We start from the raw sequence: 20,604 nt of genomic DNA, 5'->3' as shown, positions 1-20,604 counted from the left end.
GAGCATATTGCTTTAAGTTTTTTCTTTTATAGCATTGTGATCTCTATATTCGTGTTACATACAATGGTTGTTAAACCAGCCAAAACATAACAAGGCATTCAACAGGACGCAAAATCGTTGGCTTTGCTCCTGCGTCGCAAACTATAGCCAACAATTTTCCGCCCGTTAATGCGGCGTTAGTAGTTTGTTGTAAACGAAAAGGAATTTAATTTGAAGTTCTTACATAAAATTGTATTGTCATTAGCCTTAATCTTTACCGCCAGTGCTTGTTTTGTTTATGGTAACGCAACGGGAACAATTACATTTTTTGTTTTAGCAGCGGCATTTGAAATTCTGTATTGGCTTAACCTATTCCCAAGTAAAAAAACAGGGTAAGTTAAGTAAATAATTCCACTACTAACAAGGCATTCAACAGGACGCAAAATCGTTGCCTTTGCTCCTGCGTCGCAAACTATAGCCAACAATTTTCCGCCCGTTAATGCGGCGTTATGTTTCAGAACGAGGTACTAGATGAAATTATGGACTTTAGAAGTACTTAACCCCAATTCAGCAGACTGGGAAGCAAGCACACATAAAGGTGCAATCATTGTTCGTGCCGAAACTGAAAAAGCTGCTAGATATCAAGCCTCATTAAAATATTTTATAGCAACTGAACGTGTTACTGGTGAACAGGTAAAAGCCAATCCATGGAATCAGTCAAACTTAGTTTCTTGTAATGAGTATTCTGGCAATAGATATGAAATAGAAGGTTCGGCAGGCGTACTAGCCACTGAAACATAACAAGGCATTCAACAGGACGCAAAATCGTTGGCTTTGCTCCTGCGTCGCAAATTATAGCCAACAATTTTCCGCCCGTTAATGCGGCGTTATGTGCCACGGGGAGTTATGGATATCATTTTTGCAATTCCTGCATTCTTAGCTGGTCTATACATTTTAAGCTCTGTTTTTTATAAACAAAACAGAATGAACTGGGCAATGACTGATATTGAAACTGGCTCCCTGACCAATTTGGGACTTGGTTTGTTCTTTATGTATGGCTCTGGAACAATCATTTTTGTCGATTTGCCATTTCAAAGTTTCACCACAGCTATTTTCGTTGGTGTAGCCCCTGCAGCTTTCTTCTTTTTTCTAATTTATAAAGGATATAAAGCAGATTATAGAAAACATAAAACTGGCAAATAGTTGCACATAACAAGGCATTCAACAGGACGCAAAATCGTTGGCTTTGCGCCTGCGTCGCAAATTATAGCCAACAATTTTCCGCCCGTTAATGCGGCGTTATGAGTATCCGCAATTTTAGAGACAAGGAGTCAATTTTGTTCAAGCTTTATTACTATCCAAACAATGCGAGTCTAGCTCCTCATTTTTTGCTTCATCATTTAAAAGCAGACTATGAGCTATTGTTAGTTGATAAAAAATCAAACTCTCAAAAATCAGCGGATTATCTTAGGCTCAACCCTGCAGGGCGGATACCGACCTTAGTTGTTAATGAACAGCCAATTTTCGAAAGTCCAGCTATCTGTATGCACATCTGCGAATTGCACCCTGAATCCGATTTAATGCCATCGTTAGGTGAGCCGACTCGTCCTTTGTTTTATCAATGGCTCGCGTTTCTCAATAATACGCTGCAAGCTGAACTTATGGTTCGCTATTACCCTCATCGCCACACCAACGATGAAGCGACCATTCCAAATGTAATAGCGGCGCAGGACGAAAGAATTGCTGATGCACTGTCAATCATCAACGACCAGTTAGAGCATCATGAATACTTGTTGGGTGACACCTTAACCGCGTGTGATTACTTCTTGTTTATGCTTGCAGAATGGTCGTTACCAATTGAAAAGTCACCGCTTGATTTTAAACACCTAGCAGCGTATTTAAAGCGTCTTTGTTTGAACCCAACGATTAAAGCGGTTTGCGACACCGAGGGTATAGACCTCACACCATTTGAGTCATACTCATAACAAAGCATTTAAGAGTGATTCGCAACGCTTGGCGTTTTCGCTTCGCTCAAGTATAGCCAAGCGTCGCTCACACCTTAATGCGGCGTTATGCGTGGCTGCCACTCATTCGGGTTTGGTTGTTTGGGAAATTTAAGTATCTCAGCTTAAATCAGCGTTTATCAAAACTCATTTGTGTTTTCGCCTTAATAGCATCGTTACGCTAATAGGCGTCAACCTATAAAGTAAGATCTTACTATCAATTGCGCCATTAGCTTGTTTACTTACAAAAAATGGCTCAAATAGTCACTGGCATTTGGTCGTGGCAGTAAAAATGTTCAAGGGTATTGCGTGCCCTAACCTATTGGGTTTAAAGTAACTTCGCATAACAAGGCATTCAACAGGACGCAAAATCGTTGGCTTTTGCTCCTGCGTCGCAAAGTATAAGCCAACGTTTTGCGCCCGTTAATGCGGCGTTATATGCCAAAAGGTTTCAGATGCTTACTGTAGAGAAAGATGAAAACGCAGAACAAGTATTCATTCATGGCTCGCCAGAAGAGCTTCGTTGGTTAGCTTCTAGATTAGAAGCAATAGCATCCCAAGCTGAAAAGTCAGGTAATTCACATGACCATTTCATGACTGAGAACTGGGGGGGACATGAATTAACTACTGAATTAATCGGCAACCCAGAGTCACATAAAATAATTAACCACCTTGTCATTTACGGGCATAAAGTAGCTTAAATTGGCATATAACAAGGCATTCAACAGGACGCAAAATCGTTGGCTTTGCTCCTGCGTCACAAATTATAGCCAACAATTTTCCGCCCGTTAATGCGGCGTTAGGTGCTAATTGGATGTTATGACCCCAGATTATGTAAAGTATTCAAAGTCAGAGTTGCAGCAAGCAATTTCTACTATTGATAAACAGAGCTACCCTGAGCGTTTCGAGTTACTGACAATTGAATTAGAAAAAAGAAATGAACAAGGCGAAAGTAACCCAACAAAAGTTAGATATTCATTAAAGGAAGCGTTAGTTGCAATTGGCAATCTAATTTTTGTAATTCCTTTAATGCTGTATGCTGGGGTAAACGCTCTAAAAAAAGGTGAATTCGCTGTTAAAGGTACTGTATTTACTGCAGCAGACCATTTCGTATTGTTTTTGTTATGTGTAATCTTTTGTTTTGTTATTTCAGGAATATTGGCATATAGCATATTTTTAACAATAAACAAACGCACCTAACAAGCAGTTAAACAGGGACAAATACTGTTTGGCTTTTGTCACTGCGTTCCAAAATTATAGCCAAACACTATTTGCCCGTTAACTGGGCGTTATATTACACAGTCAACATTGAGCTAATTCTAATGAATCGTCTTAAAAACTCGATAGCAGCTGCCATTTCGATATATGTAGTAATCAGCGCGATTGATGCTTTTATGGGATCATTTGAAATTAATCACTTCTATTTTAGCTTTCTTCTCGTTGCTTCTTTGCTAATTCCTTGTTCGTACCTACTAGTTAAGAAAAATTCTGAGATTAATGAAATTTTCTTAGAAAGAGAGAAATTCAAAATAAAAAATACGAATTCCTATCCAAGTACAATGTGCATTAACGATATTTCTCACGGGAAATATGAGGGTAAATGGTCTTTTTGGCGTGAATATTTATCAAATTATTTTATCATTTTACTTTTGTTAGGTACTGTTGGAGTTGTACTCTTGTACGGTTTATCTTTTATTATTCATAAATATATAGTTCCATTTGCAGACTATAAAAGAGTAAAAGTAGAAGCAATTAGTGTTCAGTGTCCACATCGTACCGCTACTATTCAGGTATGTAACTTGGTAGCAAAAACTGAAAATGGAGAACACCACGCCTTAAAAGCCCCGACGTATACAGCACATAGCTTCATAAATGGTAATAAGTATATAATAGAATATAAGCATTCTTTTATTGGGCAATCAATAACTAGGTATAAAGAGCTGTAATATAACAAGTAGTTCAACAGGACAAATAGTGTTTGGCTTTTGTCACTACGTTCCAAAATTTTAGCCAAACACTATTTGCCCGTTAACTGGGCGTTAGTTTTCAATACAAGGAGAGTTATATGAAAAATTTTAGCACTTTTCTAATGTCAATATTTACAATTATCGGCTGTTCTAATACTTATGAATCTCAAAGGAATAATCAAATCAATGAGCTTGTAACAACAAAGAGCACCAAATGGTGTCAAGAAAATTATTACTCTGCTTCAATTTCATCTCAGCAACGAACGGTTAATTCTAAATATTGTGATGAGAAAAAAAGACAGCAAGCAATCAATCAAATCACATCCGTTGCAGAAAAAAACTAACAAGCGCATCAACAAGGACAAATACTGGTTGGCTCCTACGCTGCGCTTCGGATTTTAGCCAACCAGTATTTGCCTGTTATGCGGGCGTTATATTACTAAGAGTTACCAATGAGTGAATTGAAGCGTAAAGTCAGAATAATCAACCTACAGTCTTTTATATTTGTTTTAATTATTTTCTTTTCCTCTGCTATTTTTACCCCTGACTATATGATTTTTATCTTGTTTCCTAGTGTAATTTTTTCGTGGATATATTTACTTACCAAAACTGGTAATATCAAATGTCCAAATTGCTATAAGCCATATGGTATAACTGTTTCGCTAGGTGGAAATACTGAAATCCCACCCAAATGTATGTTTTGTCGAACTGAAGCGACGTAATATAACAAGCAGTTCAACAGGACAAATACTGTTTGGCTTTTGTCACTGCGTTCCAAAATTTTAGCCAAACACCATTTGCCCGTTAACTGGGCGTTATGTGACTAATCATACATTTGCAGTAACTCATAAGAATAATAAGGAGTATTAATTTGTGAGCTATCTTGAATTTGCATATATTCATCTGGTAACAGTTGTTCCAGCGTTTTTAATTGGCACTTATCTTCTCTTTACAAAAAAAGGTACACCAATCCACAAAAGGTTTGGGAGAATCTATATGATTCTTATGCTTGTAACAGCATGTATCTCTCTTTTCATGCAAGCTCAAGTGGGGCCATTATTTTTAGGTCATTTCGGATACATTCATTTATTAAGTTTTCTAACAATTTATGCTGTTCCTGTAGCTTATTTTTCAGCGAAAAATGGCAATATCAAAAGGCATAAAGCTAGTATGGTTGCTTTATACGTTGGCGGTATGCTTGTTGCTGGTACATTCGCTTTTATGCCGGGTCGTTTATTACATGATTGGCTTTTCGTTTAAGTACAAATTAAACCGTCACATAACAATCAGTTCAACAGGGACAAATACTGTTTGGCTTTTGTCGCTGCGCTCCAAAATTTTAGCCAAACACCATTTGCCCGTTAACAGGGCGTTAGGCACTTAAATAGAGAAATCATGATCGACGTATTGAAAAATGTAGTAATTGTTTCAAGTGCAATTGTAGCCTTTATCGGAGGATACTTTGCTATACGAAAATTTTATCGTTCATTTTTTCCTTTGAAAATTACTTCTACTCTGGAACTTCATTTAATTGAAGAAAACAAAGATTCATTTTCAGCAAAGTTAACCAATTGCTCCACTGAAACTATATATATTACGGAATGTTATGTAAAAGAAACAAAGCCAATTAAACAAGCTTTAAGCACTCACCTTCGAAAACCATTCATAAAACCAATGTATTATCATAATGTTTGGTGGGGTGTTATGACGCTAGACCTAATGGATGCTCCACAAATAAAACTTGAAGCTGGCGAATCTGTAGACTTAAAGTATCAATTGGATTTTACTCATCCTGTCAGTTGTTTTCTTGATGATAATCTCAGAGTAGTTATAGAATTATCTTCAGGTAGAGTTGTTAACAGCAAGCGCATTCCCACCCCAAAACGTTGGCATATTTCATATCGTTTAGCAGGTGCCTAACAAGCAGTTCAACAGGGACAAATACTGTTTGGCTTTTGTCACTGCGTTCCAAAATTATAGCCAAACACCATTTGCCCGTTAACTGGGCGTTAGGCGCTAAAAGGTAACATCGTGCATAACATAGAATTCTGGGACAGAATATTTGTAAGAAATTACATCCCTCAATATGAAATTCTTGAAACCACTTTAAAGGCAAGGCTGCTCCCAACTTTTGCAGATATAGAAAGAGAAGCAGAAGAAAAGTCTGAGTCAGAATGGGAAAGACTCGGAAACGAGATATATCCTGATTACATAGACAGCTCACATATTGCCGAATGGGCAGAAGAAACTGGAATTAACCATTTCATGAACATGAGCAGTATGCGTCAAGCTCTCATAAATATGTTTGCTATGACTCTTTATCATGTTTTTGAACAGCATTTGATGGAGTTTCATAGAAAAGAAATACTTCATATTAAAAAAGCAAACGATAAAAAGTATTTCAAACAGAAATTGTTAAAAAAATCACTCAAAGAGGCAGGCGTTGATATTGAAAGTTTCAACTCATGGGCTGCAATTGAGGAACTCAGACTATTAGCGAATTCCATTAAACATGCCGAAGGTGACTCTTCGGATGATCTGCAAAATATCAATAAACGTCTGTTCTATCCTGACAGCACTACTGCATCTATGCTTAGCTCTTTTTCAAATTCAAAGTCACAGGTTTTCAATCCTCTTTCAGGTGAGGATATATATGTCCAAGAGTCTGATATAGAAAAATACTCACTTGCCCTCAAAGCATTTTGGGGCGAGTTAACACAAGAAATGCGAGAATGTGCAAATCGCGCCTAACAAGTAAATCCAGGTGACGCCTACGGCGCACCTGATTTAGGCGTTATGTTTCTAAACTAAGAGTTCAACATGCATCAAGAAGTAACAATACTCAATAGACCAGTACGAGTTAATGGTTCTCCTAATTCTTGTCCTATTTGCAACACACGAATAGAGCCAATAAATGTTGATACCGCAAATTGGGTTCAAGATGATTTTGGAATGAACCTTGGTAAATTTGAAGTTGTTTTCAAGTGTCCTGTTAGTGAATGCGGCAGACTTTTCATTAGTAGGTTTGAGCAAACCTCAGAAAAGCCAGGAACAAAACGCACAGATTATATCTTTCAAGGTTCATTTCCATACGAAAGAATAAGCAATAATTTTAATGAAACAGTTAAAGAGTTGTCGCCAAGCTACTGTGATATTTTCAGTCAGGCACAACATGCTGAAAAGATAGGTTTAGATCAAATATGTGGAGTTGGGTACAGAAAAGCTTTAGAGCATCTAGTCAAAGATTTTTGCATTTCAACACATGAAGATAAAGAAGAATCTATTAAGAAAAAGTTGTTAGGCCAGTGCATTAATGAGTTCATCACTGATGAAAACATAAAGGAATGTGCAAAACGCGCTGCATGGATAGGAAATGATGAAACTCATTATGTTAGGAAATGGGAAGATAAAGATATTCATGATCTCAAGGCACTAATTGCATTGGTAGAACACTGGATTACAAGTCATTTACTAACTAAGCAATATCTCAACGAGATGAGTTAGCAACCGAAACATAACAAGTAAATCCAGGTGACGCCTACGGCGCACCTGATTTAAGCGTTAGGTACTAATAGTTGAATCGACCATCATTCCTAAAAATATTGCTTCTCATACTTGTCATACCTGCAAGCTTACCTTGGTTTTGGCTATGCTTTCTAGGCTTGATGATTTTTGGTCATGCAATATTTCGTGGTTTAGGTAGCTTTTTTATGGGTGGCTTAGCAATTTCAGGTTTTATTTCATTAATTGTCGCAATTATTTCTATTTTTATGTTTCCTAGAGTTACAAAATTAACAGTTTATCCAAGCATTTTCGGCAGTATTGGTTTAATCATTGGCATGGTAATTGGGTTAGCGCATGAGCCAATATACCAGTATTCTGCAATTAGCTTAATCCTAGCCAGTTTAATTGTAATATTTGAGTACATCGTACCTAACAAGGCATTCAACAGGACGCAAAATCGTTAGCTTTTGCTCCTGCGTCGCAAATTATAGCCAACAATTTTCCGCCCGTTAATGCGGCGTTAGGCTTTATTTAATGAATAAGGACGATTCAAATTGGAAGTTACTAAACTCTATTCACCAAATCAGATTGCTCTGGGTTCTTTTTGGGGTGGTCCCATTGCAGCCATTTATTTTTTATGGAAAAACTATTCAAGTATCGGGAAGAGTGAGTTAGCACAGAAAGCTCTCATATTTGGCGTATTATTTTTGGTATGCATGCTTGCCTTACTCCCTTTTTTACCTGAAAAATTTCCAAATATTATTATTCCGCTTTTATATTGCTTAACGGCAAAACAGATTGCTATAAAAACACAACTTGATAAACCTGAAATAGCTAGCAATGAAAGCTATTCATTTCAATCAAGCTGGAAAGTCTTTGGTATTGCGACACTTTATTTAATTTTATTTGCGGTTATCGGCTTTATTGCTTTTTTCACTATGGATATGTTCGGTGTAATCAGCTTATAGCCTAACAAGGCATTCAACAGGACGCAAAAACGTTTGGCTTTGCTCCTGCGTCGCAAATTTTAGCCAAACGTTTTGCGCCCGTTAATGCGGCGTTAGTTGTCCTTTGGAGGTCAATTGAATAACTCAATACAACTTGGAATACTTTCTGTTTTACTAGCGCTAATGATGGTTTTTGCTGTTTTAAGCTTCAATAAAAAAGACAAAGGTATTGAGTTATTGACTCGTAATAATTGTGATGCAGTTTGCTGCTTGCAACGTTGTGATAATCACGTTGCAAAACTCGATATAAATAAAAATGTTATCTTTGATTCAAAGGTAATATCAAAAGTCGATTTGGTTCAACATTTAAAAACCAAACACGGTGAATGTAATGAGCTAAATGTATCAATTGTTGCAGACCCAAAGCTTGAACATCAATTTGTAGTTGATATAAGTAACTTTATAAAGTCTGAAACATCAAACGCAGTTGTAGCCTGGAGTATGGACAACTAACAAGCAGTTCAACAGGGACAAATACTGTTTGGCTTTTGTCGCTGCGCTCCAAATTTTAGCCAAACACCATTTGCCCGTTAACTGGGCGTTATACGTTTAGTTGGATTAATTAGGTCTTTATGAAGAATCCATTTTTAAATAGTTGGTGGAAGTTTTCTTTACTATTTTTAGTTACCTTACTTTTTCTCATTACGCTAAAAGTAGTTTTAAGTGGGCTTTTATCAGAAGTTACTTTTTGGAGTCTATTGAAATCATTAGGGCTGCTTTCATTTTGTTCAATTTCATTTGGTTTATTGGCGGCTTTATGGGAAAAGTACACCGAAACAAACGTATAACAAGCAGTTCAACAGGACAAATACTGTTTGGCTTTTGTCACTACGTTCCAAATTTTAGCCAAACACCATTTGCCCGTTAACTGAGCGTTAGGTGTAAAGAGAGAGTAATGAAACGTTCAATATCAGTATTTTACTGTTTAGTTGTATTGTTCAGTTTGTTATTAATAGGCTCAGGTATTGTTGGGTTAAAACTAAATGAGCTAAAAGTTAGCAATGTTAAAAATAATGAAATTTTGCTTGAACTAGCAAGTAAATTGAAATCTGGCGAATTACAAATAGACAATAAGCTTGGTTTAGTGCTTATTGATAGCATTAATGAGGCGCACGTTGATGCAGCAGCCTATGTTGGAGCAATTTATAAAATCTATATTGGTATAGGCGGGTTACTCTTTGTCACCGCAATGATATTTGGTTTAATCTGGTACCGTACAATTAAACGTCAATCAAGCACCTAACAAGGCATTCAACAGGACGCAAAATCGTTGGCTTTGCTCCTGCGTCGCAAATTATAGCCAACAATTTTCCGCCCGTTAATGCGGCGTTATGCGTTCCGAACAACAATTGACCATTATGAACAAATCATTAGAAGCAATAGGTCTCATAGTAATACATGCATCCCACTTAGAACGAGAGATCGAGAGTTTATGTACTTTTTTTATTGATAGATTTCCTCGAAGTGAATGTCCCAATACGGCAGGAACACGAAAGAAAATTCAGTGGATGCAGAAATGCATAAAACAGTTAAATACAAATCAACTTATTGATCTTTCAAAAAAATTAGATAAAGCCAATAATTTATTATCGAAAAGAAATGATATTGTACATGGACAGATATTTATTTCAGATCTACCTGATCAACTTATATGCATTAACGAGAGGGCAAGTAGCAAGCAAAAAAGGCTTATGTCATCGGAGCTTTTTAAATTAGCTGAAGATATAAATATAAGTCATACAAACTTGAGCTTTGGAACAGTAAGTAAGTTGGTATGTGCAATATATGAGGAACACGCATAACAAGTGGTTCCAGGTGACGCCTACGGCGCACCTGAACCAAGCGTTATACGCTAATCTATCTTTAAACATTCATGGTATCTGATGAAAACACTTTTAAGAGTAATTGCAATATTTTCCTTAGCTGGAACATCCGCTGCAGTGTATGGTAATGAAAAGCTAAAAACCTACACTGAACATACCTCATGGTGTTACGTTTTAGATGAGTATTACGCTATAAACGGCTTGAAGGATTTGGGTAGTGAAAGGCAAATGAATTTGTTCTCTAACTTTATTTGGGCGTTTAGCGAACAGAACAAACACAGTAAGCGATTAAATGAAGATCCATTATTATTCTCGATGGCTTTCAACCGCTTCACCTCGTTACGCAGAATTGAATTGAGAAAAATCTTAAACTCACCCGAGATTCACCTTGATGACATCAAAGTAGTAAACAAACTGTATAATAATTTTAAGTGTAAAAACTATGAGTCATTAAAGCTCAACACAGAAGGCGTATAACAAGGCATTCAACAGGACGCAAAATCGTTGGCTTTGCGCCTGCGTCGCAAATTATAGCCAACAATTTTACGCCCGTTAATGCGGCGTTATACGCACAGCGGAGGGAATCGTGCAAAAATTTATCTTCTTATGTATATTAACTGCTCTTTCATTTTTTAGTTTCGCTCAAGAGCCTTTTTCAAGAGAGCAATTATTAGATAAGGCAAAAGATTTTATTGCTGCTAAAAATGCCCGCCAACAACCAAACTCGTCAACTAAGGATATTGATCATTTCATATCTTTGCTCGCAAACGAGTTTGTTGACGAGCATATAAAGCACAATTTCACATATACAAACAAATCCAGCCTTAGAAAAGATATGGTTGCAAAGTTAAAGGATGAGATTGCTTGCAGTAATATCAAAATTAATACAATTATGGTTGGCGCTAATGTTGTATTTATTAACTATACCGAATCAGCAAAAGTTAAGCCTTTTCATTTAGATAGATTCATTAACTACAGCAGTACCAATATCGTTTCATTGGAGTTTGATAAATCAGGGCTAATAAAACGTATACGCAGGCATGCTGGGTAATGTGCGTATAACAAGGCATTCAACAGGACGCAAAATCGTTGGCTTTGCTCCTGCGTCGCAAATTATAGCCAACAATTTTCCGCCCGTTAATGCGGCGTTATACGCAAAGGAGTTGTATCGTATGTCCATTGCTTTTTTCAAAAAAGTTTCAATGTTATCACTTTTGTTTTTGTCTATTGGTTGCACAAGCCTACAAGTTGAAAAATCTCTTGACGCACTTGGTAGCGGTATCAGTGACAGCGTTGAATCAAGAAATGAAAACAAACCAGCTCATGCTCAGAACCATTCTCCTGAAGATGAAGATTTAATAAATGGTATTTTAAATATGCTAATACAAGGTTTTGGTAGCTTATTTAGCTCTGACAATGATTAAAGGTTGCGTATAACAAGCAGTTCAACAGGACAAATACTGTTTGGCTTTTGTCGCTGCGCTCCAAAATTGTAGCCAAACACCATTTGCCCGTTAACTGGGCGTTATGTTACCAAATGGAATTGCATGAAGTTTCTGAAATTATTAATTATCAAGCCACTTGAAGGCTACTTACACTTAACAGCATGGCTAATATTTGCATGGCTGTATTTCCAAATCGTATTTGCGGCAACCGCTCTATTTTGTATGTTCAGTTTGGTTAGTTTTTACTTTCTTGATTTCGATACCGCACTAAATGTTGTGTATGGCGTTTCAGCAATTGGTTTTATTGCAGGTATTTTTTGGGCGGAAAGTATTCGTAAAAAACACGGTATTATCACTTTTCATGCATACTTGCTTTCAACCCCCGAAATTGAAGGTTGGCGTGACAAAGATGGCAACGTAATCAAAAGACGGTAACATAACAAGCAATTCAACAGGGACAAATATAGGGAAAGATCATGAAACACCCCGTCACAGCTAGTTTTCCGCAGATTTAGAAATTTAGCTTTTCTTTTATATCTCACTGTGATCTTATACTTCTTTTTAGAGTATGAGATTTCTTATGAACGGCCATGATTTGATTCAACAACTTTCTACAATCAGAGACCCACGACAGGACTGGAAGATTGATCACAAGCTAACAGATATTTTGCTACTCACCATTTGTGGTGTTATTGCTGGTGCTGAAGGTTGGGAAGAAGTTGAAGACTTCGGTCATGAACGACTTGACTGGCTTCAGAATTATGGAGATTTTGATAATGGAATTCCCGCTCACGATACCATTGCCAGAGTGATTAGCAGCATTAGTGCAAAGCAGTTCCAACAATGTTTTATTGATTGGATGCAAGCTTGTCATGAAGTGACTAAAGGCGATGTTGTCGCCATTGACGGTAAGACCGTTCGTCGTTCATATAACAAAGCAAAGCGGCTTGGCCCTATTCATATGGTGAGTGCTTTTTCTACAGCGAATAATGTCGTGCTTGGACAAATAAAAACGGCTGAAAAGTCTAACGAAATTACAGCAATCCCAGAGTTACTAAAACTATTAGACATTAGAGGTTGCATTGTAACCATTGATGCAATGGGCTGTCAGAAGCAAATAGCTCAAACAATCTTAGATAAAAATGCCGACTACTTGCTTGCAGTAAAAGGTAATCATAAGCGCTTAGAAGAAACCTTTATCAAACATTTCTCTATGGATAAACTTCAGAAATGGAATGGTGAATATTTTACAACAAACGAAAAGGCACACGGGCGTGAAGAAACTCGAATGCACATAACCTGTGAAACTTTTGGAGAGTTTGTTGATTTAGGCTTTGAATGGCCAGGGCTACAAACATTGGGAATCAGTATTTCCTTTAGAAATAACGAAGGTGAAGTTCCCACAGACGCTACAATTCGATACTTCATTAGCTCAGCTAAATTAACGCCGAAGAAGTTTGCTGAAGCTGTAAGGTCGCATTGGCATATAGAAAATAAGCTTCACTGGAAATTGGATGTTGCGATGCGAGAGGATGATTGTCGTATACGACGAGGTGAAGCACCAGAAGTGTTTTCAAACATACGTCATGTAGCGCTGAATTTACTCAATAAAGAAACAACCTTTAAAGCCGGTTTAAAGAGAAAGCAAAAGAAAGCAGCAATGAGTACAAGTTACCTAGCTCAAGTCCTTGCAGGGCAAGAGCTTTCGTAATCTTTCCGTGGTATCATAGGCTGGGCTTTTGGGAAAAATAAAACTACTGAGCTGACACTTAAAGCATTAAAGACTGCACTTAAAAACAGGAAGACTGATAAAACCATTTTGTTTCATACCGATAGAGGGGCTGAGTATCGAGCCAAAGTGGTTCAAGCATTTCTGAAAAAACACCAGATTGAGCCGAGTATGAATCGACCTGGTCACTGTACAGACAATGCGGAAGTTGAGTCATTTTTTCATTCTATGAAAGGTGACATCATTAGAGGGAATAAGTTTAGAACCTTCAATGAGTTACTGAAGCCTTTAAAGAGTTACTTAAACTATTTCTATAATAGACAACGCTTACATTCAAGCTTAGGATATAGAACGCCTGTCGAATTTGAACAGGCAGTAATTTAAAGTGGAATGTGTCCACTTTTTCGGGGCAAGATCACAAATACTGTTTGGCTTTTGTCACTGCGTTCCAAAATTATAGCCAAACACCATTTGCCCATTAAATGGGCGTCATATTCCAAGGACGTGCAATGTTTAACCCACTCAAATTTATTAAGTGGTACAAGCTAAATGAAGCAAAGGTTATCATTGGAATTTTCTTGATTGGAATATCCTACTTAGCTATCTGGAGTTTTTTTCCTGAAATTCAAGACAATGAAAAAAATGAAGAGTATTCAAATTATTTTGAACATAATTATCTCCAATTGCAATATGCTGGAAAATCAGATAATGCATTTCATTTCTTGTTTAGTTCCAATACAAAAAAAAGAAATGGGAATAGCCAAAATTCAAAAGGTGATTTTGAAGACTTTTTAGTGGACAAAGTGTGTAATAACGAGAAACTTTTGCAGTATTTAAAAAAAGGCGGCTATGTTTCTATTGATGTCAAAGAAAAGACAGATAGCTACAAAAAACCACAGTTTAATTTACAAATTAGAAGTGATCGTTGTGGTATATAACAAGAACAAATACTGCTTGGCTCCTTCGCTGCACTCCTAATTTTGCCAGACACCGCTTGCCCGTTAATCGGACGCAGAGAGGATCACTTATAGCCCATACACCTAACTCGGGAAATAAGTTCGTATTGCCTGTCTTGTGATAAAATATAGGGTTTCTGTTTATCGTCCTTTTATTGACTATGAAAAAAGTACTCGGTTACTCCTTACTGATTTTATCTATTTTAGCTTGGTGTGCGATACCAATATTGCCGTTTATAGATATAAGCAAAGCACAAATAGCAGCTTTTACGACAGGCCTTATTGTTGCTGGGGAAGTATTTTTTTATAGTTTTGCTTCTTGGGAAAGAAATAATCGAAAAGTTCAAAAGCTTATTCAAGCGTAATAAAACTCAAGAATGAGTCGAAAAATAGCAGACATCAATTAAACTAGAAGTAATCAAAGTCTATTTTGACTGAAGAATGAATATATTTATTCTTGATACTAACATAAAAAAGTGTGCACAATATCACTGTGATCAACATGCTATAAAAATGATCCTTGAAAGTGTTCAACTGCTTTGTACAGCCCTTAATAAGAAAGGCTTTGTTACACCTTATAAATCGACTCATATGAATCACCCTTGTGTATTATGGGTCGAAGAGTCTTACGACAATTTTGAGTGGCTTCGAACTCTAGCTGTAGAGCTTAACAACGAATATAGATACCGCTTTGATAAAGCAAACGATCATAAATCAATTTCTGTATTGCCTGAACTTGAAGAGTTCAAATATGAAAGAAAAGGATTGACCCCTTTTCCACAGGCAATGCCAGAAAAGTACAAAAATATAAATGACGCTGTATTAGCTTACAGACAATTTTACATCGGTGAAAAGATGCAATTTGCTAAATGGACCAAAAGAAAAATTCCTTTTTGGATCCATTAAAACCGAATAGCTACTTCACCAGCAAGCGAGAAAACTAGATTAACTTATTCAATAATCAAGGAGATTAGATTATGAGTTTAAAATTTTGGTTTTTACGAGCAACTAAGGTATTTACAGTTGTCTTTTTGTTGTTATGGGCAGTTTATTATTTTAAAGACTATGAAACCTACCACGCTATTTTAGCTGCTGCCATTTGGTCATTTATTGCTACAAGTGTCTTTATTTGTACAAGACTATATCACTCTAAAAATGGTAATAGTTGTTCGATTTGTAACGACACACCCGAGAAATCAAGTACTGACACCAAATAATTAGGCTTAACAGAAAGGCAAAAGTAATCATTCGATCTGCCATGCTACAAGGCAATTATTCCTACATGTAAATCAACTCATAGATTTCAACTAAACACTCCTTACTACTCAGTAATAAATGTATATAATGCACAACTCGCTTCTCGAACTGCGGTAATCATGGATACTTTAGAATTAACCATATCAATTGATGAGAGTAATTGTCATCGAAAGGCGAGTCTGTTACTTGCTTCGTCATCACAACTCTCACAAGCTCAAATAAAGGACGCAATGCAAAAAGGAGCAGTATGGTTATGTAGAGGTAAAAGTAAACAACGTTTGAGACGCGCAAGTAAACCTTTATTATCAGGTGATAAGCTAGAGCTGAATTACAACGCCGAGCTACTACAGCAATCACCATCCGTGCCAAAACTAATTTTTGATGGTGATGTATTCAGCGTCTGGTTTAAACCTTATGGACTCAATTGCCAAGGTAGTCGTTGGGTAGATCACTTGAGTATTAATCGTTGGGTTGAGACTAATTTTCACAAAATATCTGGTAAAAATGAACGGCCAGTTTTTTTAGTCCACCGGCTTGATCGAGCGACTTCTGGCCTCATTTTACTTTGCCATACAAAAAAGGCTGCTCGCCTATTTTCTGAAATGTTTAGTTCAAGACAAATTGATAAACGATATCAGGCTATTGTTCATGGTGATTTTTCAACTATTCCTCAAAATTATTTAGTAGAACATCCCATTGATGATAAACCTTCTTCGAGTATTTTCTCATTTGTAAATAAAAACGAAAAATACTCATTGGTTGATGTGAAATTACTCACTGGACGAAAACATCAGATCCGAAAACATTTGAGCTATATTGGCTTTCCAATTGTAGGAGATAGGCTGCACGGCTTGGCTGGTGATGAATCAAGGGATCTTCAATTGCAATCTGTTTTACTGGCATTCGTATGCCCTATCACTAAGCAAAGATACAACTTTGTTCTTGATGATACGTTAAGATTGTGCCTGTGAGTTATTGATTCCTTCTCTGACAGAAAATCTTCCCTCTGTCATACATTGACAAAATATCAAATTGCATAGATATTAGACTATCTAGCGTTAATGTTAGAAAAGTTCTGAGTATTTGTACTTCTTTCTGAATACTTATGCTCTCAACAGTCAAAGCAAGATTCGTATCACCAATCTTTAGTGTATTGATTCGCACTGTAAGTAGCCCAAATACCTTGTAAAGCAGCTATTTTCCGCAAATAAGTATAGTTTGCATGTGCATAACCCTTATAGGATTCACTAACTATGGCATCAAAAACAATTAATAATTTTTGTCCGCGTTCAGGCAAAGCGGTTAAAGAAGACTCGTTGACTGAATATCGAGGCTATATTGTTGGCTTTTGTAACCCAAATTGTCGTGATGACTTTGAAGAAAACTTTGAAGATAGACCCAATGACACACAGTATTTTGACGGTATCTTAAGAAAAAAGTATGATAAATAAACGAATAAAAATATGTCTTTTAGAGTCTAAAAACTGTTATTAATCATGGGGTAATACTTAATTGGTATCAATATTAAAAGCGGTTTAACGTAAAAAGTGTTGACACTTAGCGCAAGCTGGTGTTTCCTATAAATACATTTTGACTTTATTTTATATATTACTAAACACATGAATTTTAATGCAGCTCTTCAAATCATCAACTGGTGGTGGCACTTCCTCAATCGCGGGTAGTGTGATGCTGTGCATGCAAAATAAATAAAGCAAACAGAATAAGACACATAAAACCCGCAAAATGCGGGTTTTTTTATGCTTCAATTTTAATAATAGGTGCTAGAAATGAAAAGTAAGCTTCAATTTTCGGCGGTAAATAATAAGATCAGCTATCAAGCCGATCCATTGAGTTTATATCAATTGGTTACCCAAAATTGTAGCCATTCTATGCTGTTAGAATCTGCAGAGATAGACAGTAAAGCTCATCTTAAAAGTCTTATAATGACAGATGCAGCAATGATGATTCGTTGCGACGATCAAATCTTAACTTTTGTAGCTTTGACTAAAAATAGCCAATACTTACTCCCACAAATAGCACTTAAATTTGAAAACCTTGAGCAGCAATTAACTGGCAAGAGCTTAATTATCACACTTGAACCAAACCACGATGTTTTAGATGAAGACCAAAAGTTATTAGCTCAATCTCCATTAGATGGGCTTCGTGCCATTCTTAACCTTGACGAAAAAACGTCTGAACACCAACCAATATTTCTTGGCGGTGTATTTGCTTTCGATTTTATCGCTTGCATAGAATCTTTACCTAAAGTGAAACAAGGAGATAATCAAACACCTGATTATGTTTTCTATCTAGCAGAACAACTTATTACTTTAGACCACACCCAAAAGAAAGCCTGTTTAACGACCTATTCATTTAATTTTGATGAATCCAATACCGCGAAATTAGCCGATCGTTCGCAGCAAATTATGCACCTAACACAAATGCCACCAGCAGCTTTATCAGCAACGTGTGTTGATGCTGAACCCAGCGTAAATATGTGCGACGAAACATTTAAAAATCACGTTTCTGAACTTAAGCAACACATCATTGAAGGCGATATTTTTCAAATTGTTCCTTCTCGTAGTTTTAGTTTGCCCTGCCCTAATACACTGGGAGCATATAGTAAGCTTAAACAGACAAACCCAAGCCCATATATGTTCTATTTCCGTGGTGAAGACTTCACTTTGTTTGGTGCATCTCCTGAGAGTGCCCTGAAATATGAAGCAGACTCAAATCAAGTGGAAATCTACCCTATTGCCGGAACAAGAAAGCGTGGCAAAGACGAGCATGGCAACATTGATGCCGATTTAGACTGCCGTATAGAGCTTGAGTTAAGGTTAGACAAAAAAGAATTGGCAGAACATTTGATGCTAGTCGATTTAGGACGAAATGATATCGCTCGAATCAGCCAAGCAGGGACTCGCAAAGTTCCAGAGTTACTTAAAGTTGATCGCTATTCACATGTCATGCATTTGGTCAGTCGAATTACAGGTCAACTTCAACCACAACTAGACGCCCTTCATGCATACCAAGCTTGCATGAATATGGGTACATTAACCGGAGCACCAAAAATTAAGGCCAGCCAATTGATCAGGCAAGTTGAAGGTCAGCGTAGAGGTAGCTACGGAGGCGCAGTGGGTTATATCAATTCTCATGGAGACATGGACACTTGTATCGTGATCCGCTCCGCCTATGTAAAAGATGACATTGCCCATATCCAAGCAGGAGCTGGAGTGGTGTTTGACTCAGACCCACAAGCCGAAGCCGATGAAACCCGTCAAAAAGCCCAAGCCGTTATTTCAGCTATCCAACTTGGAGGTGGACTATGAACATTTACCTATTAGATAACTTTGATTCCTTCACCTACAACTTAGTTGATCAATTTCGTAGCTTGGGTCATCAGGTATACATTTATCGCAATGATTTAAATGCTGAATATCTCGCTGAAAAAATTCTAGCCGATAATGATGCTGTTCTGGTTTTATCTCCCGGCCCAGGTGCACCAAAAAATGCAGGCTGTATGATGAAGCTTATCGAATTGGTTTCTGGTCAATTACCTATTCTTGGGATCTGCTTAGGTCATCAAGCCTTAGTAGAACACTACGGTGGTAAGGTAGATAAAGCACCTCAAACCGTTCATGGTAAAGCCAGCCCTATTAATCACACAATGCATAAAGTGTTTGGTGAATTGCCTTCACCTTTACCGGTTGCTCGATACCACAGTTTAGTGGCAACCCAAGTTCCAAGTAGTCTTGAGGTGATTGCCTACACCGAAAGTTTGCCTATGGCTATTGCCCATAAACAGCATCCAGTTCTCGGATTTCAGTTTCACCCCGAATCAATTTTAACGACTCGTGGTAGTGAGCTATTAATTCAATCATTAACTTATTTAAGCACTTTTTCAGGAGAGTAAAATGAACAACAGCCAAGCATTATTTCAGAAAGTGTTTAATGGACAGTCTTTAAATCGCGAGCAAATGAAATGTGTTTTTGATGACATCATTACCAATCAAGTTAATGACATACAACTAGCAGGTTTACTCACGGCGATGAAAGTACGCGGAGAAACCGTTGACGAAATATGTGGTGCGGCCGAAGCTTCGCTTGCTCATGCAAAAGCGTTTAATCGCAATAATGTCTCAAATATTGTAGATATTGTCGGAACTGGTGGAGATGGCTTTAATACCATCAACATATCCACCACAGCTGCATTTGTGGCTGCTGCGGCTGGAGCAAATATTGCAAAACACGGTAATAAAGGGGTATCAAGTAAATCAGGCTCATCTGATGTTTTATCCCAATTAGGCGTGGATGTAAGCATATCCCCAGAAGTTGCCAGCCAGTTATTAGCGAAAACAGGGATCAGTTTCTTGTTTGCTCCTACTTATCATAGTGGCTTTAAATATGCCGCCACTGTTCGCAAGGAACTAAAAACACGCACCATTTTTAATTTACTCGGCCCATTAGTTAATCCTGCCAGACCTGATGCTATTTTGCTTGGCGTTTATGATGAATTATTAGTCGAACCTATTGCAAAGGTACTACTAAATCTTGGTGTAAAGCGTGCGATGGTGGTTCATGGTTGTGGCTTGGACGAGGTTGCGGTGCATGGAGAAACCTTTGTTTGTGAACTCAAAGATGGACAACTAACAACTTCTTTGCTCACGCCTAACTCTTTAGGCCTAGACAAGTACCAAGTAAAAGAATTACAAGGCGGAACGCCTGCTGAAAACGCTCAAATCAGTCGCCAAATATTATCTGGGCAAGGAAAGCCTGCTCATATTGCAGCCGTTGCCGCTAATGCTGGCGGTGCGATCTACCTTAGTGGACTCGCCAATTCACCAAAAGAAGGCGTACAACGCGCATTACAAATTTTGAATACAGATGCAGGCTATAAAAAGTTAGCTCTGCTTATTGCAGGTTTGGAGAAGTAA

Annotated in this window: 31 protein-coding genes, 1 pseudogene and 1 other annotated feature; all 32 genes and pseudogenes read left to right on the top strand. The window is 37.4% G+C overall.

Annotated elements, in window-relative coordinates; translation table 11 throughout:
- Nucleotides 1-210 precede the first annotated feature (210 nt).
- The 32 genes and pseudogenes from E2H97_RS18785 (at nucleotide 211) to trpD (ending at nucleotide 20,604) form a co-directional block, all read left to right on the top strand.
- Complete coding sequence (locus tag E2H97_RS18785; protein ID WP_170308259.1) at nucleotides 211-375, top strand: hypothetical protein; 165 nt, start codon at nucleotides 211-213, stop codon at nucleotides 373-375.
- A gap of 135 nt (nucleotides 376-510) precedes the next feature.
- Complete coding sequence (locus E2H97_RS07285) at nucleotides 511-780, top strand: hypothetical protein (RefSeq protein ID WP_133406535.1); 270 nt, start codon at nucleotides 511-513, stop codon at nucleotides 778-780.
- 105 nt (nucleotides 781-885) lie between these two features.
- Entirely contained in the window at nucleotides 886-1,182 is a 297-nt protein-coding gene (locus E2H97_RS07280) for a hypothetical protein (RefSeq protein ID WP_133406534.1), read from the top strand.
- A 134-nt stretch (nucleotides 1,183-1,316) separates the two neighbouring features.
- On the top strand, nucleotides 1,317-1,964 hold the full coding sequence (locus E2H97_RS07275; protein ID WP_133406533.1) for a glutathione S-transferase family protein: 648 nt from the start codon (nucleotides 1,317-1,319) through the stop codon (nucleotides 1,962-1,964).
- Between the two features lie 392 nt (nucleotides 1,965-2,356).
- A complete protein-coding gene (locus E2H97_RS07270) occupies nucleotides 2,357-2,683 on the top strand; it encodes an Imm32 family immunity protein (protein WP_148669339.1) in 327 nt (108 codons plus the stop codon).
- 118 nt (nucleotides 2,684-2,801) lie between these two features.
- Nucleotides 2,802-3,182, top strand: coding sequence for a hypothetical protein (locus E2H97_RS07265; protein WP_148669338.1), 381 nt, complete (start codon nucleotides 2,802-2,804; stop codon nucleotides 3,180-3,182).
- A 122-nt stretch (nucleotides 3,183-3,304) separates the two neighbouring features.
- Entirely contained in the window at nucleotides 3,305-3,928 is a 624-nt protein-coding gene (locus E2H97_RS07260; RefSeq protein ID WP_133406530.1) for a hypothetical protein, read from the top strand.
- A 119-nt stretch (nucleotides 3,929-4,047) separates the two neighbouring features.
- Nucleotides 4,048-4,293 (top strand): hypothetical protein, encoded by a 246-nt coding sequence (locus E2H97_RS07255; RefSeq protein ID WP_133406529.1) that lies wholly within the window; start codon nucleotides 4,048-4,050, stop codon nucleotides 4,291-4,293.
- A gap of 529 nt (nucleotides 4,294-4,822) precedes the next feature.
- Nucleotides 4,823-5,209, top strand: a complete 387-nt coding sequence (locus E2H97_RS07250) for a DUF2306 domain-containing protein (RefSeq protein WP_133406528.1) — start codon at nucleotides 4,823-4,825, stop codon at nucleotides 5,207-5,209.
- Between the two features lie 135 nt (nucleotides 5,210-5,344).
- Nucleotides 5,345-5,869, top strand: coding sequence for a hypothetical protein (locus tag E2H97_RS07245; RefSeq protein WP_133406527.1), 525 nt, complete (start codon nucleotides 5,345-5,347; stop codon nucleotides 5,867-5,869).
- 111 nt (nucleotides 5,870-5,980) lie between these two features.
- Entirely contained in the window at nucleotides 5,981-6,700 is a 720-nt protein-coding gene (locus E2H97_RS07240; RefSeq protein ID WP_133406526.1) for a hypothetical protein, read from the top strand.
- Between the two features lie 69 nt (nucleotides 6,701-6,769).
- A complete protein-coding gene (locus E2H97_RS07235) occupies nucleotides 6,770-7,453 on the top strand; it encodes a DUF4145 domain-containing protein (RefSeq protein WP_133406525.1) in 684 nt (227 codons plus the stop codon).
- A 71-nt stretch (nucleotides 7,454-7,524) separates the two neighbouring features.
- Nucleotides 7,525-7,917, top strand: coding sequence for a hypothetical protein (locus E2H97_RS07230; protein WP_133406524.1), 393 nt, complete (start codon nucleotides 7,525-7,527; stop codon nucleotides 7,915-7,917).
- 90 nt (nucleotides 7,918-8,007) lie between these two features.
- Nucleotides 8,008-8,421: a hypothetical protein gene (locus E2H97_RS07225; RefSeq protein WP_133406523.1), complete on the top strand. Its 414-nt coding sequence runs from the start codon at nucleotides 8,008-8,010 to the stop codon at nucleotides 8,419-8,421.
- Between the two features lie 114 nt (nucleotides 8,422-8,535).
- The gene (locus E2H97_RS07220; protein ID WP_133406522.1) at nucleotides 8,536-8,913 is read left to right on the top strand and encodes a hypothetical protein; all 378 of its coding nucleotides are present in this window, start codon (nucleotides 8,536-8,538) and stop codon (nucleotides 8,911-8,913) included.
- 442 nt (nucleotides 8,914-9,355) lie between these two features.
- Nucleotides 9,356-9,703 (top strand): hypothetical protein, encoded by a 348-nt coding sequence (locus E2H97_RS07215; RefSeq protein ID WP_133406521.1) that lies wholly within the window; start codon nucleotides 9,356-9,358, stop codon nucleotides 9,701-9,703.
- An 88-nt stretch (nucleotides 9,704-9,791) separates the two neighbouring features.
- Nucleotides 9,792-10,262 carry a hypothetical protein gene (locus E2H97_RS07210; protein ID WP_133406520.1) on the top strand — a complete coding sequence of 157 codons (471 nt, stop codon included), beginning with the start codon at nucleotides 9,792-9,794 and terminating at the stop codon, nucleotides 10,260-10,262.
- An 81-nt stretch (nucleotides 10,263-10,343) separates the two neighbouring features.
- Entirely contained in the window at nucleotides 10,344-10,760 is a 417-nt protein-coding gene (locus E2H97_RS07205) for a hypothetical protein (RefSeq protein WP_133406519.1), read from the top strand.
- Between the two features lie 109 nt (nucleotides 10,761-10,869).
- The gene (locus E2H97_RS07200) at nucleotides 10,870-11,334 is read left to right on the top strand and encodes a nuclear transport factor 2 family protein (RefSeq protein ID WP_133406518.1); all 465 of its coding nucleotides are present in this window, start codon (nucleotides 10,870-10,872) and stop codon (nucleotides 11,332-11,334) included.
- 121 nt (nucleotides 11,335-11,455) lie between these two features.
- On the top strand, nucleotides 11,456-11,707 hold the full coding sequence (locus tag E2H97_RS07195) for a hypothetical protein (protein ID WP_133406517.1): 252 nt from the start codon (nucleotides 11,456-11,458) through the stop codon (nucleotides 11,705-11,707).
- Between the two features lie 123 nt (nucleotides 11,708-11,830).
- A complete protein-coding gene (locus E2H97_RS07190) occupies nucleotides 11,831-12,163 on the top strand; it encodes a hypothetical protein (RefSeq protein ID WP_133406516.1) in 333 nt (110 codons plus the stop codon).
- 145 nt (nucleotides 12,164-12,308) lie between these two features.
- On the top strand, nucleotides 12,309-13,439 hold the full coding sequence (locus tag E2H97_RS07185; RefSeq protein WP_133408585.1) for an ISAs1 family transposase: 1,131 nt from the start codon (nucleotides 12,309-12,311) through the stop codon (nucleotides 13,437-13,439).
- Nucleotides 13,440-13,445: 6 nt separating this feature from the next.
- Nucleotides 13,446-13,841: pseudogene (locus E2H97_RS07180) on the top strand (transposase); the annotation flags it as partial.
- 125 nt (nucleotides 13,842-13,966) lie between these two features.
- Complete coding sequence (locus tag E2H97_RS07175; RefSeq protein WP_133406515.1) at nucleotides 13,967-14,395, top strand: hypothetical protein; 429 nt, start codon at nucleotides 13,967-13,969, stop codon at nucleotides 14,393-14,395.
- Between the two features lie 179 nt (nucleotides 14,396-14,574).
- The gene (locus E2H97_RS07170; RefSeq protein ID WP_133406514.1) at nucleotides 14,575-14,778 is read left to right on the top strand and encodes a transporter suffix domain-containing protein; all 204 of its coding nucleotides are present in this window, start codon (nucleotides 14,575-14,577) and stop codon (nucleotides 14,776-14,778) included.
- Between the two features lie 76 nt (nucleotides 14,779-14,854).
- Entirely contained in the window at nucleotides 14,855-15,319 is a 465-nt protein-coding gene (locus E2H97_RS07165; protein WP_133406513.1) for a pyrimidine dimer DNA glycosylase/endonuclease V, read from the top strand.
- Between the two features lie 71 nt (nucleotides 15,320-15,390).
- On the top strand, nucleotides 15,391-15,630 hold the full coding sequence (locus E2H97_RS07160) for a hypothetical protein (protein ID WP_133406512.1): 240 nt from the start codon (nucleotides 15,391-15,393) through the stop codon (nucleotides 15,628-15,630).
- A gap of 159 nt (nucleotides 15,631-15,789) precedes the next feature.
- Nucleotides 15,790-16,641 (top strand): RluA family pseudouridine synthase, encoded by an 852-nt coding sequence (locus tag E2H97_RS07155; protein ID WP_133406511.1) that lies wholly within the window; start codon nucleotides 15,790-15,792, stop codon nucleotides 16,639-16,641.
- Between the two features lie 282 nt (nucleotides 16,642-16,923).
- Nucleotides 16,924-17,121 (top strand): YHS domain-containing protein, encoded by a 198-nt coding sequence (locus E2H97_RS07150; protein ID WP_133406510.1) that lies wholly within the window; start codon nucleotides 16,924-16,926, stop codon nucleotides 17,119-17,121.
- Between the two features lie 195 nt (nucleotides 17,122-17,316).
- Nucleotides 17,317-17,429, top strand: a sequence feature (Trp leader region).
- A 28-nt stretch (nucleotides 17,430-17,457) separates the two neighbouring features.
- The gene (locus E2H97_RS07145; protein WP_133406509.1) at nucleotides 17,458-18,999 is read left to right on the top strand and encodes an anthranilate synthase component 1; all 1,542 of its coding nucleotides are present in this window, start codon (nucleotides 17,458-17,460) and stop codon (nucleotides 18,997-18,999) included.
- The gene (locus E2H97_RS07140) at nucleotides 18,996-19,583 is read left to right on the top strand and encodes an aminodeoxychorismate/anthranilate synthase component II (protein ID WP_133406508.1); all 588 of its coding nucleotides are present in this window, start codon (nucleotides 18,996-18,998) and stop codon (nucleotides 19,581-19,583) included. The genes E2H97_RS07145 and E2H97_RS07140 overlap by 4 nt, the downstream gene beginning before the upstream one ends.
- 1 nt (nucleotide 19,584) lies before the next feature.
- Nucleotides 19,585-20,604 (top strand): anthranilate phosphoribosyltransferase, encoded by a 1,020-nt coding sequence (trpD, locus tag E2H97_RS07135; RefSeq protein ID WP_133406507.1) that lies wholly within the window; start codon nucleotides 19,585-19,587, stop codon nucleotides 20,602-20,604.

Source organism: Parashewanella tropica (genome assembly GCF_004358445.1).
GTDB lineage: Bacteria > Pseudomonadota > Gammaproteobacteria > Enterobacterales > Shewanellaceae > Parashewanella > Parashewanella tropica.
Note: the sequence above shows the minus strand (reverse complement) of the source record. Positions and strands in the feature narration are given on the sequence as shown.